General features: G+C 62.6%; 11 protein-coding genes. 9 read left to right on the top strand and 2 right to left on the bottom strand.

What is annotated here, in order from left to right; all coding sequences use genetic code 11:
- Positions 1-44: 44 nt before the first annotated feature.
- The 6 genes from QM685_RS02880 (at position 45) to QM685_RS02855 (ending at position 6,825) form a co-directional block, all read left to right on the top strand.
- Positions 45-1,439, top strand: coding sequence for a UbiD family decarboxylase (locus QM685_RS02880; protein ID WP_415112531.1), 1,395 nt, complete (start codon positions 45-47; stop codon positions 1,437-1,439).
- Entirely contained in the window at positions 1,436-2,026 is a 591-nt protein-coding gene (locus QM685_RS02875; protein WP_415112529.1) for a UbiX family flavin prenyltransferase, read from the top strand. The genes QM685_RS02880 and QM685_RS02875 overlap by 4 nt, the downstream gene beginning before the upstream one ends.
- A gap of 40 nt (positions 2,027-2,066) precedes the next feature.
- Positions 2,067-3,188: a CobW family GTP-binding protein gene (locus QM685_RS02870; RefSeq protein ID WP_415112527.1), complete on the top strand. Its 1,122-nt coding sequence runs from the start codon at positions 2,067-2,069 to the stop codon at positions 3,186-3,188.
- 89 nt (positions 3,189-3,277) lie between these two features.
- The gene (locus QM685_RS02865; RefSeq protein ID WP_415112525.1) at positions 3,278-4,630 is read left to right on the top strand and encodes a nucleobase:cation symporter-2 family protein; all 1,353 of its coding nucleotides are present in this window, start codon (positions 3,278-3,280) and stop codon (positions 4,628-4,630) included.
- 74 nt (positions 4,631-4,704) lie between these two features.
- Entirely contained in the window at positions 4,705-6,084 is a 1,380-nt protein-coding gene (locus tag QM685_RS02860; protein ID WP_415113096.1) for an amidohydrolase family protein, read from the top strand.
- Between the two features lie 9 nt (positions 6,085-6,093).
- On the top strand, positions 6,094-6,825 hold the full coding sequence (locus tag QM685_RS02855) for an Asp/Glu/hydantoin racemase (protein WP_415112523.1): 732 nt from the start codon (positions 6,094-6,096) through the stop codon (positions 6,823-6,825).
- A gap of 52 nt (positions 6,826-6,877) precedes the next feature.
- On the opposite strand, the gene QM685_RS02850 is transcribed toward QM685_RS02855, so the two are convergent.
- Positions 6,878-7,780, bottom strand: a complete 903-nt coding sequence (locus QM685_RS02850; protein ID WP_415112521.1) for a LysR family transcriptional regulator — start codon at positions 7,778-7,780, stop codon at positions 6,878-6,880.
- A gap of 261 nt (positions 7,781-8,041) precedes the next feature.
- Here QM685_RS02850 and QM685_RS02845 point away from each other — a divergent pair, with 261 nt between their 5' ends.
- The 3 genes from QM685_RS02845 to QM685_RS02835 all read left to right on the top strand — a co-directional run bounded on the left by QM685_RS02845 (position 8,042) and on the right by QM685_RS02835 (position 12,078).
- On the top strand, positions 8,042-9,811 hold the full coding sequence (locus QM685_RS02845; RefSeq protein ID WP_415112519.1) for an adenine deaminase C-terminal domain-containing protein: 1,770 nt from the start codon (positions 8,042-8,044) through the stop codon (positions 9,809-9,811).
- Between the two features lie 186 nt (positions 9,812-9,997).
- Positions 9,998-10,708 carry a YczE/YyaS/YitT family protein gene (locus QM685_RS02840; RefSeq protein WP_415112517.1) on the top strand — a complete coding sequence of 237 codons (711 nt, stop codon included), beginning with the start codon at positions 9,998-10,000 and terminating at the stop codon, positions 10,706-10,708.
- Positions 10,709-11,001: 293 nt separating this feature from the next.
- On the top strand, positions 11,002-12,078 hold the full coding sequence (locus QM685_RS02835; protein ID WP_415113094.1) for a porin: 1,077 nt from the start codon (positions 11,002-11,004) through the stop codon (positions 12,076-12,078).
- 108 nt (positions 12,079-12,186) lie between these two features.
- Here the strand turns inward: QM685_RS02835 and QM685_RS02830 are convergent, their stop codons facing one another.
- The gene (locus QM685_RS02830; RefSeq protein WP_415112515.1) at positions 12,187-13,002 is read right to left on the bottom strand and encodes an ATP-binding cassette domain-containing protein; all 816 of its coding nucleotides are present in this window, start codon (positions 13,000-13,002) and stop codon (positions 12,187-12,189) included.
- Positions 13,003-13,036: the final 34 nt, after the last annotated feature.

Genomic DNA, 13,036 nt, shown 5'->3' with positions numbered 1-13,036 from the left:
TACGTAGCGCCCCGCTTTCGTTATCGCTTTCGACGGAGTTCAACATGGCGGATCACTTCTTGCGCGCGACGCAGGATTTTCATGGCTTTGCGCATGCGTATCGCGAGCGCTATCCCGACGACGTGCTGACGCTTGCGCAACCGCTTTGCGCCGACCAGGACGTCACGGCGGTCGTCGCGGAACTCGCCGCGCGCGGGCAGCACCCCATGCTGATCTGTGAAAAGGTAGACGGCATCGCGACGCCGCTCGTCACCAATTTCTTCGCTTCACGCGCACGCATCGGACGACTGTTCGACGTCGACGCGTGCGGCCTGTTCGAAGCGTATCAGCAACGCGCCAACGCGCCCATTGCGCCGACGTTCGTCGCGCACGGGCCGGTGCTGGACCAGGTCATCGAAGGCGACGCCGTCGATCTCGCGCAACTGCCGATGATCCGCCACTTCGATACCGACCGCGGCCCGTACGTCACCAATGCGGTGATCGTCGCCGAAGACCCGGTCACCGGCGTGGCGAACCTCAGCTATCACCGCTCGATGCGGCATGCGAAGAATGCGCTCGCCACAAGCCTGCACTCGCGCGGCCACCTCTGGCGCATGCTGCAAACCGCGCGGGCGCGCGGCGACACACTGAAAGTCGCGATGGTGATCGGCGCGCATCCGCTCTTCATGCTGGCCGCCGCCGCACGCGTGCCGTACGGCACCGACGAGCGCGCGATTGCCGGAGGTCTGTTCGGCGCGCCGCTGGAACTGGTGCGCACGCCGCGCCACGGCATCGGCGTACCCGCTTGCGCCGAGTTCGTGCTGGAAGGCTCGATCAATCCGGCCGCTGTCGCCGAGGAAGGCCCGTTCGGCGAATTCACCGGCTACTCGTCGGACCGCTCGACCAATAACGTGCTGCGCGTCGACACGATGATGCGCCGCAACGACGCATGGCTCGTCGACGTGGTCGGCGGCCCGTACGCGGAGCATCTGACGCTCGCGCGCCTGCCGCGCGAAGCGGAGATGAGCGAGAAGCTGAAGGCGCGCTTTCCCGCGGTGACCGCGTTGCACTACCCCAATTCCGGCACGCACTTTCACTGCTACGTGGCGTTGAATCAGACCCGCGACGGCGAAGCGCGCCAGATCATGCTCGCGCTGCTCGGCTGGGATCCGTATCTGAAGAACGTCGTGGCGGTGGACAGCGACATCGACATCACCAACGATTCCCAGGTGCTGTGGGCGATCGCCACGCATTTTCAGCCGCGCGAGGACGTGTTCATCGTGGACGGCCTGCCGGGCAGTCCGCTCGATCCTTCATCGTCAGCGGCGGGCACGACGTCGCGCATGGGTATCGACGCGACGCGCGGCGCGCATTTCGACGGCATTCGCGCGCGCATCAGCGAACGCGCGTCGCACCGGGCCGTCGACATTCTCGCCCGCGCCACCGGAGCACGGCGATGAGCGCGCGGCGACTCGTGGTCGGTATCAGCGGCGCTTCCGGCTTCACGTATGGCGTGCGCCTGCTGCAACTGCTGCGGCAACTCGATATCGAAACACATCTGATCGTCTCGCGCGGCGCGCTGCTCACGATGACACACGAAACCGACTATGGCTTCGCCGAGGTCAGCGCGCTCGCGAGCGTCACCTACCGTTGCAACGACATGGCCGCGGCCATTTCCAGCGGCTCATTCCGCTCGCTGGGCATGATCGTCGCGCCCTGTTCGATGAAAACGCTTGCCGAAATTGCCGGCGGCATGTCGTCGGGCCTGATTTCACGCGCCGCCGACGTCACGCTGAAAGAGCGCCGCCCGCTGGTGCTGCTCGCGCGCGAGACTCCGTACACGCTCGCGCATCTGCGCAACATGATCGCGGTGACCGAAATGGGCGCGATCGTCGCCCCGCCCGTGCCGGCGTTTTACGCACGCCCGTCCTCGCTCGACCAGATGATCGATCACACGCTCGGCCGCGTACTCGATCTGTTCGGTCTCGACACGGGCACCGTCAAACGCTGGCGGGAAGCCGACGCACCGGCACCGTATATCGCCTGATAGCCGAATCACAGTACGAACGAAGACACGGAGACGAGCCATGAATCACATTCACACCACCCACCACGACATCGAGAAAATCCCCGTCACGGTACTGACCGGCTTTCTCGGCGCCGGCAAAACGACGCTGCTCAACTACATCCTGCGCGAGAAGCACGGCCGCAAGATCGCAGTGATCGAAAACGAGTTCGGCGAAATCGGCATCGACGGTGGTCTCGTGCTCGAATCGACCGAGGAAATTTACGAAATGACGAACGGCTGCGTGTGCTGCGTCGGCGCGGTGCGCGAGGACCTGGTGCGGATCGTGCGCATGCTGGTGGAACGGCCGGACCGGCTCGATCACATCATCGTTGAAACCAGCGGGCTCGCGGATCCGTATCCGGTTGCGCAGACTTTCTTTCTCGACGATCCGATCGCGAAGCAGGTCAGCCTCGACGCCGTCGTCACGATGGTGGATGCAAAGCATATCGCCGCGCATCTGGACGATCTGGTACTCGACGGCAGCGATAACCAGGCGGTCGACCAGATCGTGTGCGCGGATCGCATCGTCATCAACAAGGTCGACCTGGTGGGACCGGACGAGGTCGCTTCGCTCACGCAGCGCATTCGCGGACTCAACGCGACGGCGGAGATCGTCGAATCGAGCTATGCGCAGATCGATCTCGACAGGATTCTCGGCGTCGGCGCCAACGAGTTCTCGCAGATTCTCGTCGAGAGCGACGGGCTGCATGAGGAAAAACCCGCGCACGGCCATGAGGATCATGACGGGCATGGGGAGCATGACGAACATGAGCATGCCGATCATGCCCATCACGCCCATCATGCCGATGACCACGACGACCACCAGCACGACGAAAGCGTGTCGTCGGTCGGCATCGAAGTCGACGCGGATATCGATCTCGACGCGCTACAGACGTGGCTCGCCGAGCTGCGCGGTTCGGAGGCCGCGAACCTGTTCCGTATGAAGGGCATTCTCGCGGTGCGCGGCCAGTCGCATCGTTATGTGCTGCAAGGCGTGCACAACGTCATCGAACTGCGCGCGGCCCAGGTATGGGGCGACGAGCCGCGCTCGTGCCGCATCGTATTCATCGGACGCGATCTCGATCGCGCCGCGCTGACCGACCGCTTTCATGCCTGTCTCGCCGCGCCGGTTGCGGCCTGACGGGGGATCCGGTCGGCGCGTGAAGTAATGCCGCGCGGCAAGGTCCGCGCGGCGCGCTCCGATCGAAAACGATATTCAGGAGACACGTGATGAACACTGCCATACACCCCGTCGATCAGATTCTGCCGAAGCGCCAGATGATCGCGCTCGGCTTGCAGCACATGCTGGTAGCCTACATCGGCGCGATTGCGGTACCTTTGATCGTGGCGTCGGCACTGAAGATGTCCCAGGCCGATACCATCGTGCTCATCAGCACGGCGCTGTTCTGTTCAGGCATTTCGACGATCCTGCAGACGGTCGGCATCTGGAAGTTCGGTGTGCGTCTGCCGATTCTGCAGGGCGTGGCATTCAGCAGCGTCGGGCCGGTCATCGCGATCGGCACGAGTCCGGGTGTCGGCTTTGCCGGCGTGTGTGGCGCGGTGATCGGCGCGGGCCTGTTCACGATGTTCGCCGCACCGTTCGTCGGGCGCTTACGAAGATTCTTTCCCCCAGTGGTGACCGGCTGCATCGTCGTCGTGATCGGCTTGCAACTGTTTCCCGTCGCGTATCTGTGGGTCGGGGGCGGCGAAGCCGCGCAACAGCAGTTCGGCGCGCTGCCCTTCCTGAGCGTCACGCTGTTCGTCGCCCTGGTGATCATCGCGATCAACCGCTTTGCCAATGCGTTCCTGCGCAATCTGTCGGTGCTGCTCGGCCTGATTGCGGGCGCCATTCTCGCGTGCCTGCTCGGCATGAGCAACTTCTCGAGCGTCGCGCAGGCGCCGTGGTTCACGCTGCCGTTGCCGTTTCACTTCGGCACGCCGGTGTTTTCGCTGGTCCCGGTGCTGACGATGATCGTCGTAATGGTCGTGCAGATGGTCGAATCCATGGGCCTGTTCGTCGCGATCGGCGACATCGTCGCCAGGGACGTGAGCGAGGAGGACGTGGTGCGCGGCATGCGCGCCAACGGTCTGGCGAGCGCGATTGCCGGCATGTTCGCGGCGTTTCCGTTCATCGCGTTCATGGAAAACGTCGGGCTCGTCATCCTGACCGGCGTGCGCAGCCGCTGGGTGGTGGCGATCAGCGGCGTGCTGATGTGCGCGGTGGCGCTGGTGCCGAAGATCGGCGCGGTGGTGGCCTCGACGCCGCCCGCGGCGCTCGGCGGCGCGGGTATCGCGATGTTCGGCGTGGTGGTGGCCGCCGGCGTGCAGACGCTGGCGAAGGTGGACTTCGAGCGCAATCGCTACAACGTGCTGATCGTCGGCTTTACGATCGCCACCGCGCTGATTCCGGTGATGTCGCCACAGGTCTTCAAGCACATGCCCGGCTGGACGCAACCCTTCCTGCATAGCGGCGTGGTGCTTGCCTGCTTCGTTTCCGTGGTGCTGAACGCGGTGCTCAACGGCGCGCGTGAAGAAGACGTCGTGCCGGCGCACAACATGGTCGGCGAAAAACGGCCAACGTAGCGCGAGCGCGGCCGCCGTGACTGTCTGTATCGGCGGCCGCTTCGTAGTCAACGAAAGGATATCGAATCGTGAGCATGCAAACTGAAGCGTTGCTGATCAAGAACCCCATTGCGGTGATGAGCGGAATGAGCGGCGCGCGCGCCCGGCTGGGCCAGGTCGATCTGCGCATTCGCAGCGGCCGCATCGAAGCCATCGCCGCCAATCTCGAACCGCGCGCCGATGAGCGCGTGATCGACGCCCGTTCCTGCGTGGTTTATCCGGGCTGGGTGAACACGCACCATCATCTGTTCCAGAACCTGTTGAAGGCGGTGCCGTCCGGCATCAATGCGGATTTGCAGGAATGGCTGGCCGCCGTGCCGTATCCGCGCCTTGCGCGCTTTACGCCGGATCTCGCGCGCGTGGCCGCGCGTCTCGGCCTGGTCGAGCTGCTGCTCTCCGGGGTCACCACCTGCGCCGATCATCACTATCTCTATCATGCGGACGGCACCACCGAAACCGGCGATCTGCTGTTCGACGAAGCGGCTTCGTTCGGCATGCGCTTCGTGTTGTGCCGCGGCGGCGCGCTGCAGGCGGCGGGAGATCATCCGGGGTTTTCCAGAGTGGCGCTCAAGCCGGAGACGCTCGATCAGATGCTCGCCGACATCGAACGTCTGAAGGCGCGCTATCACGACGGCGGCGATGCGTCGATGCGCCGCGTGGTCGTCGCGCCGACCACGCCGACGTTCTCCCTGCCGCCCGAGCTGCTGCCCGAAGTCGCGCGCGCGGCCCGGCGGATGGGCCTGCGGTTGCATACGCATCTGTCCGAGACGACCCGCTACGTCGATTTCTGCAGGGAGCGTTTCAACAAGCTGCCGGTCGAGTTCGTTGCCGATCACGAATGGCTCGGTCCCGACGTGTGGTTCGCCCATCTGGTGCATCTACAGGCGAGCGAAATCGCGATGCTCGCGGAAACCGGCAGCGGTTGCGCGCATTGTCCTGTCAGCAACGCGCGTCTGGGCAGCGGCATCGCGCCGGCGCCGCAAATGGCGGCCGCGGGTGTGCCGATGTCGCTGGCCGTGGACGGCGTGGCGTCGAACGAATCCGGCAGCATGACCAACGAAGCGCATTTCGCGTGGCTCGTGCATCGCGCGGCACAAGGCGCGGCGGCGACCACCGTCGAAGAGACGATCCATTGGGGCAGCGCGGGCGGCGCCGGCGTGCTGGGTCTCGATGCGGTCGGCACGCTGGAAGTCGGCAACGCGGCGGACTTCGTGCTCTACGACGTCAGCGATCCGCGCTTCAACGGCTTTCACGACCTTGCCGTCGCGCCCGTGGCGGCGGGCGAGCCCACGCGCGTTCGCTATAACGTCGTGAACGGCCGCGTGGTGGTGGACAACGGCGTGATTCCGGGTCTGGATCTCGACGCGCTTCGTCATGAAGCCGCCGAAGGCGTGAAGCTGCTGCTCGCCGACTAGGACGCTGCGATGCCAGGCAAACGAATCAGGCTCGGGATCCTGACGCCGTCGTCGAACACGGCGCTCGAACCGATTACAGCCGCGATGCTGAGCGAACTGCCGCACGTCAGCGCGCATTTCGCCCGTTTCACGGTGACGGAGATTGCGTTGTCCGACCAGGCGCTCGGACAGTTCGATGTGAGCCGGATTCTCGCGGCGGCACGTCAACTGGCCGACGCGCGGGTGGACGTGATCGGCTGGAGCGGCACGTCGGCGGGATGGCTGGGGTTCGAGCGCGACGAGGCGTTGTGTCGCCGGATCACGAAGACGACGGGCATCCCCGCGACCACCTCGGTACTGGCGCTCAACGAGATCTTCGCGAAGACCGGCGTGCGCCGGTTCGGTCTGGTGTCGCCTTATACCGACGACGTTCAGCAACGGATCGTGCGTAACTACGAAAAGCTCGGCATCGAATGCGTGGCCGAACGGCATTTGGGGCTACAGGACAATTTCAGCTTTGCCGAAGTGTCCGAGACCCAGCTCTCGATCATGATGCGCGAAGCCGCGTTCGCAAGACCGGATGCGGTGACGACCTTCTGCACGAATCTGCACGCGGCGCCGCTTGTGCGCGCGTTCGAGACGGCTACGGATATTCCCGCGTACGATACGACGGCGACCGTGGTGTGGAAGGCGCTGAGGATGATGGGCGTGGATACCGAGATATTGGCGCGATGGGGGCGGTTGTTTACGGAAGCGCACTAGCTTTGCGCCGGACCCGGGGCGCCGCGCCGCGCAGCCACGCGCCGCCGGCTGCCTAGCCGCTTATTGCCCCCAATACACTCATGATCTCCTCGGCGAGCAGCAGGCTCGCCAGCCCGCGCCCATGCTTTTCGCGCCGAACGAGGGACAGCACGTTCTTGCTGAACGCGCGGTCGCGAATCTGCCGGTACGTCAGTACCTCATTGCGATATTCGTCGGCGATGTCGAACTTGCTGAGAAACGCAATGCTTTCACTCGCGGCCGCGAGGTGTTTCATCGTCTCGATCGAGTTGGTTCGAAACGCCGGCTCGACGCTGAGGCCCGCTTCCGCGAAGGTATCGGCGACGATGCCGTGAATCAGCATGGACCGGTCGGCGAAAATGAGCGGATAGGACGTGCAATACGCGAGCGGGATGGACTCCATGCGCGCCAGCGCATGCTGCGGGGAAATCACCGCGCCGAGGCTGGTATCCATTTCCCACACGCTTTCGAGTTGCGGCGACGGCGGCAGATTGAAGCCCAGACCCAGGTCGGCTTCGCCGCTGACAAGCGCCTGCAGGATTTCGCGCACGAACATCACCCGGATTGAAATCTTGATGTGAGGGTGAAGCGCGCAGAAATTCACCGCCGCGGTCGACGCAATTCCGCTGGCCAGCCCGGTCACGGTGGCTATGATCACTTCGCCCTTCTCCAACGCCTTCAGGTCGCGTATCTCCGCTTCGACCTGGCGATACTCCGCCATCGTCCTGCGCACATGAGCCAGCAGGATCTCGCCCGCCGGCGTAGGCCGCAACCCGCGCGGCAGGCGCTCGAACAGCGGCTCGCCGATATCTTCCTCGAGAAGCAGTACATGCTTGTTGATCGCGGACGGGGCCACGTGCAGCCGCTCGCCGGCCGCGCGGATGGAGCCGCAACGCGCCACTTCGTCGATATAGCGCAGCAATCTCGAATGAAGCATGGTCGCCTACCTCCCAAGGGGTCGGCATAGCGTACTCGAAAAGCGCACACTCCGTGCAAAAAACGCTTCTTTTTAGAAACGGTGATTTCGGTTTTCATTACATCTGTCGCGTGAGTTGGCGATTGGATCCGGCAGGCAGACACCGATCAATCACGCTCACGACCGGCCGCGTCGCAAACAAGGTTCTCCATTTGCTCCGACGAATGGGCTTTTGCGGCGAAACAAGCAGGCTCTAATTAATTGATGAAAGCGAGACAAGACATGTACCAGGAAGTCAGCGAGAGAAATGCCAACGCAGCCGGTCAACGTGACCGCGTTGCTGCCCACTACGATCAGGTGAAGGCGATTTTCGAAGTTCTCAACGGGAAAAGGGAAGCCGATCTCCTTCTGAAGAATCTGAATGTCCTCGATGTCCACAGCGAAACGGTCTATCAGGGATCCATTCTCGTCTACGACAAGCGCATCGTCGCGTTGAATCCGGACGAGACGGCTATCAAGGTGCGTCAGGTGTTCGACGGCGAAGGCCTCTATGCGATTCCGGGGCTGATCGACGCTCACATCCACTTCGATGCGCAACTGGCTCATCCGGCGGCATTTGCCGAGGCCATCGTGCCCTGCGGCACGACCACCATTTTTTCCGAATGCCTCGATTTCGTGAGCGCGGCGGGCACCGAAGCGGTGCAGGCCACCGAGCAACTGTTCAGGAACCACGAGCGGCTGCCCTATCGCGTGTTTGCGTTTGCGCCCGGCAAGAAAACGTCCGTGGAAGTCACCGACTCGCTGCTGAAGATGGATCCGGTGATCGGCCTGGGCGAACTCGCGCATCTGACCTACAGCGTGGGCAACGACGACGATTTCCGCAAATCGGCGTTGGGGCGTGCCAAGGGTGGTTTCATGAACACTCACTGGGGCGTGACCACGCTGTCGGACATGATGCTGAACTACATGCCCGCTATCGGTGCGTTCGCCAATCACGATGTCTGGAAGGAGGACGACATCGAGAAAAGCGTGCGTTACGGTCTTCAGACGCAAATCAAATTCGGCGTCGGCAGCAGCGAGGTGATCAAGATCATGCTGCGCGCGATCGTCAAGCGCAAATGGCCGGCCGAGAACTTCCAGCTTTGCGCGGACAACATCTCGGTCGACCGTCTGCTGACCAAGGGGCATATGGACTGGATCGTTTCGCTGTGCGCCGAAATGGGCATCGATCCGATCAAGGCGATCAAGATGGCAACGCTTTATACGGCGCGCGCGTTCCGCATGGACAACAAATTCGGTTCGCTGACGCCGGGCCGCTTCGCCGATATCGTGCTGACCGATAGCCTGTCGAAAATCACCCCCCGCTTCGTTTTCAAGGACGGCGAGCTGGTCGCTCAGGATCGCAAGCTGCTGAAGCAGGCCGATATCGATTATTCCGGCATGGTGAACACCGCGGTTCCCGGCCTCGGCGATCTGACGCCGGAGCAACTGGATCTCACGCCGCTGGAAATCTCCGCCGACGGCAAGCAGGCGAAGGTGTACCTGTTCGACGTCTACGGCCGCGGCCACGAAAAGTTCTACCAGGAAGTGTGGGTGCCGTTGCAGGACGGAAAAGTGGTCCCCGAGGTAGCGGGTGTCAGGCTCAACCGGATTTCGGTCGTGCAGCGCTACGCGAACGGCAAGCGCCATGTGGTCAACGGGCTGTTCAAGGGCGTTTATATCGATCGCGGCGCGGTGGCGACATTCTGGCCGGCGCCCAAGGCGTACTTCGTCGCGGTCGGCCAGGACAGCGCGGAAATGTGCCATTGCCTCCAGCAGGTCGACGCCTACGTGGGCGGTTGCGTCGTCACCGAAAACAGGGAAGTGAAGGCTGTGCTGCCGCTGGACATCTATGGCGTCATGGCTAATATGAACCTCGCCGAACTGCTCACCGCGACCCGCGCGATCGACGCCGCGCTCGAAGCGATGGGCAATCGCAATGAAGGCGAGCCCGTCGTGAACAAGCTTCTGACCTTGTTCATCTCCCTCGACCGTTTCGGTTTCATGGCCTGACGCCAGGCTGACAGGAGGAGACCGCCGGCGGGTGCTCCCGAGCCCCGCCGGGCCGAAGTAAACGGGGATGGGCAGGGCGCATGCGCCGCCGCACATCTGCGTGGAACCCCCACAACGGCTCGGCGCCCCATCATTAAAAAAGGCTGCCGGTACGTACGAAAGAACGAATACGACCAAGGGACAGTCATGGCGCACCATGCAAGGGAAGCTGAAGTTATCGACACCGGCAGCCTGAAACGGCGCTGGATCACCTACATCATCGGTATTTACATACTGACCATGGGGATCAGCCTGGCCATCCGGGCCGGCATAGGCATTTCGCCGCAAAGCAGCCTGACGCGGACGATGACCCTCGTGTACCCGCATCTGAGCCAGGGGACTTACAACTTCATTCTCGAGTTGTTCATGCTGTTCCTGACTTATCTGGTCTTGCGCAAGGATTTCAAACTGCAGAACTTCGCGTCGCTGATCCCGGCATTCGTGCTGGCCACGTGTCTGGATCTGAACCTGATGCTGACGAGGTCGATCGCTCCGCAGGAGTATTTTCTGAAATTGTCCCTGTTGGCCTTCGCCGATGCGGCGCTCGCATTTGGCCTGTTTCTGATGATTCGCGCGAATCTCGTGCTGATGCCGATCGATATGTTCGTCAACACGCTTTTCAAGCGCACCGGATGGAAGTGGGGGGACATCAAGACGAGCTTCGACTGCACGTTGCTGGTCATTAGCGCGGTGATCGGCCTGACGTTTCTGGGGGCGCCCAAGTTCATCCGGGAAGGCACGTTCATGAACGCCATCCTGGTCGGGCAATACATCAAGCTCTACTTCTTCCTGTTCAAGAAGCTCAAGGCTTCGGTGGTGTCGTATCACCGAAGATCGCTGGAACACCGGCCGAATTAGTACCCGCGTTTTCGGATCCACGCGGCCGTCAACGACACGGTCGAAGGCAATCGCTGGGCTTTGCATGTAGCGCCGAAATCGACGGCGCGACATGCCAAAGCAACGCAATAGCGCCGGCCGCGCCACACAACAGGTTGTTCAAGATCGTGTGATCGCTCGCAGCTCGCATGCGGCGGCACGCTGCCGCATTGTCATGCGGCCAGCGCCCGCATTCAACACCGGCTTCGGGAAATCAGCCAGGACGTCGATAACCGCTCACCAATACAAAGAGTAGGAGAGGCAACATCATGCGAATGGACTGTACTTGCATTACTGCACTGAAAAGAATCTGCCGAATTATCGCGACCCTCGTTCCCGCGGCGATAGGCACGCACGTCTACGCGCAGTCGAGCGTGCAGCTATACGGCATCGTCGATGGCTGGGTCGGCTACGAACGGCTCCCCGGCAATTCAGGCGCCGCGCAAATGGGCGGCGGCGGTTTGTCGACGTCGTTCTGGGGAATGGGCGGTCAGGAAGACCTGGGCGGCGGTTATAAAACCGTGTTTGCGCTGGAAGGATTCTTCCGCCCGCAGAACGGTCAATACGGCTCGTTCAATGGTGACACGTTCTTTTCCCGCAATGCCTATGTCGGCCTGGTGTCGCCTTACGGCACCTTGACGATGGGGCGGCTCAGCAGCCTGCTCTATTTACAGTCCGCGCAGTTCAACCCGTTCTATGCCTCCTTTACTTTTTCGCCGACCATCAATCAGCTTTATTCCGCGTTGGGCACCTACCCCGATTACCCTACCGATCAAGGCATTCCTGGCGGGACGTCGTGGAGCAACGCAGTTCAATATGCGACGCCGGGCTTCAATGGTTTGAGCGCTCAGGCCATGTACGCACTCGGCAATCAGGCGGGCGAGAACGGCGCAAAGAAATTCTCGGCACAGACGACGTTCGTGCGGGGCCCTCTCGCAGTCGGGATGACCTATCAGTACCTGAATTTCAGCACCACGCCGGGGGACCTCACCAAATTGATAAAAGGTTTCCAGAGCCAGACGGCGGCACAACTCGGTGTGTCGTACGACCTGCGCGTCGTGAAGCTGTTCGGCGAATATACGTACATTGGCAACAAGCTGCTCACCAGTAATTTCCACGTCAATATGTTACAGGGTGGGTTGTCGATACCGGTTGGCGTGGGCAGGGTGCTCACCTCGTACGCCTATTCCCGCGACAACGGCCCATTGAGCCAGACTCGCCAGACAGCCGCGCTGAGCTACGATTACCCGCTATCCAAGCGCACCGATGTATATGCCGGCTATATGTACGATCACATTTCGAATCTGTCGAGCGGCAACACCTTGGGCGCCGGCATTCGGACACGGTTCTGAACTAACCGGCGCGACAGTCGGCGGATGCGCATCCGCCTGCTGGATCCCCTGCCAGACCGGATACGCGGCGCTGACGAACCTCACCGCGTTGCGGACCGACGCCGGCGCCTAGCGCGCAAAACTGATCGGCGTACCGCCGCACGGACGCGGGACGATGCCCATCGGTATCCCGTAGATGTCCTCCAGCGTGTCCGGACGTATCAGTTCCGCGGACGGACCATTCGTCAGCAGGCGGCCGCCTTTGAGCGCGATCAGGTCGTCGCAGAAGCGGGCCGCCATGTTGATGTCGTGCAGCACGACCACGACGCTCAAACCGCGCTTTTCACTGAGCGTGCGCACGAGGCTCAGCACTTCGATCTGATGCGCGATATCGAGCGCCGAAATCGGCTCGTCGAGCAGCAGGCAGTCGCTGTCCTGCGCGACCAGCATCGCGATCCACACACGTTGACGCTCGCCGCCGGACAGCGCATCCACCGGGCGATCCGCGAAGCGCGCGACGTCGGTCAGCGCCATCGCTTCGCTGACTTTCGCGCTGTCGCGCACGCCGAAGCGGCCCAGCGCGCCATGCCACGGATAGCGGCCAAGCGACACGAGTTCCCGCACGGTCATGCCGTCGGCGGCCGGTGGCTGTTGCGGCAGATAAGCGACCTTGCGCGCCAGCGCGCGATTGTCCCATTGCGCGAGCGGCGCGCCGGCGAACAGCACGCTGCCGGTGGTCGGCCGCTGCTGACGCGCGAGCAGTTTGAGCAGCGTGCTCTTACCCGAGCCGTTGTGGCCGATCAGTCCGCACACGCGCCGCGCGGGCAACGTCAGATTCAGCGGATGCAGCAACGTGCGCCCGCCCACGGCGAACGAAGCGCCGTCGATCTCATAGATGGGAGACACCGCCATGCCGGCCTTCGCCGTCTCATTCAATGGATTCATGTTCGATACGCGATGTACGTGGAAAAGAAACCGC

The sequence above is a fragment of the Paraburkholderia sp. genome (genome assembly GCF_047605525.1).
Classification (GTDB): domain Bacteria; phylum Pseudomonadota; class Gammaproteobacteria; order Burkholderiales; family Burkholderiaceae; genus Paraburkholderia.
Note: the sequence above shows the minus strand (reverse complement) of the source record. Positions and strands in the feature narration are given on the sequence as shown.

Bases quoted from the DNA above. Each gene is read 5' to 3' on its own strand.
- QM685_RS02840 (WP_415112517.1), top strand. From the start codon at position 9,998: ATGGCGCACCATGCAAGGGAAGCTGAAGTTATCGACACCGGCAGCCTG.
- QM685_RS02870 (WP_415112527.1), top strand. From the start codon at position 2,067: ATGAATCACATTCACACCACCCACCACGACATCGAGAAAATCCCCGTC.
- QM685_RS02880 (WP_415112531.1), top strand. From the start codon at position 45: ATGGCGGATCACTTCTTGCGCGCGACGCAGGATTTTCATGGCTTTGCG.
- QM685_RS02845 (WP_415112519.1), top strand. From the start codon at position 8,042: ATGTACCAGGAAGTCAGCGAGAGAAATGCCAACGCAGCCGGTCAACGT.
- QM685_RS02875 (WP_415112529.1), top strand. From the start codon at position 1,436: ATGAGCGCGCGGCGACTCGTGGTCGGTATCAGCGGCGCTTCCGGCTTC.
- QM685_RS02865 (WP_415112525.1), top strand. From the start codon at position 3,278: ATGAACACTGCCATACACCCCGTCGATCAGATTCTGCCGAAGCGCCAG.
- QM685_RS02835 (WP_415113094.1), top strand. From the start codon at position 11,002: ATGGACTGTACTTGCATTACTGCACTGAAAAGAATCTGCCGAATTATC.
- QM685_RS02860 (WP_415113096.1), top strand. From the start codon at position 4,705: ATGCAAACTGAAGCGTTGCTGATCAAGAACCCCATTGCGGTGATGAGC.
- QM685_RS02830 (WP_415112515.1), bottom strand. From the start codon at position 13,002: ATGAATCCATTGAATGAGACGGCGAAGGCCGGCATGGCGGTGTCTCCC.
- QM685_RS02855 (WP_415112523.1), top strand. From the start codon at position 6,094: ATGCCAGGCAAACGAATCAGGCTCGGGATCCTGACGCCGTCGTCGAAC.
- QM685_RS02850 (WP_415112521.1), bottom strand. From the start codon at position 7,780: ATGCTTCATTCGAGATTGCTGCGCTATATCGACGAAGTGGCGCGTTGC.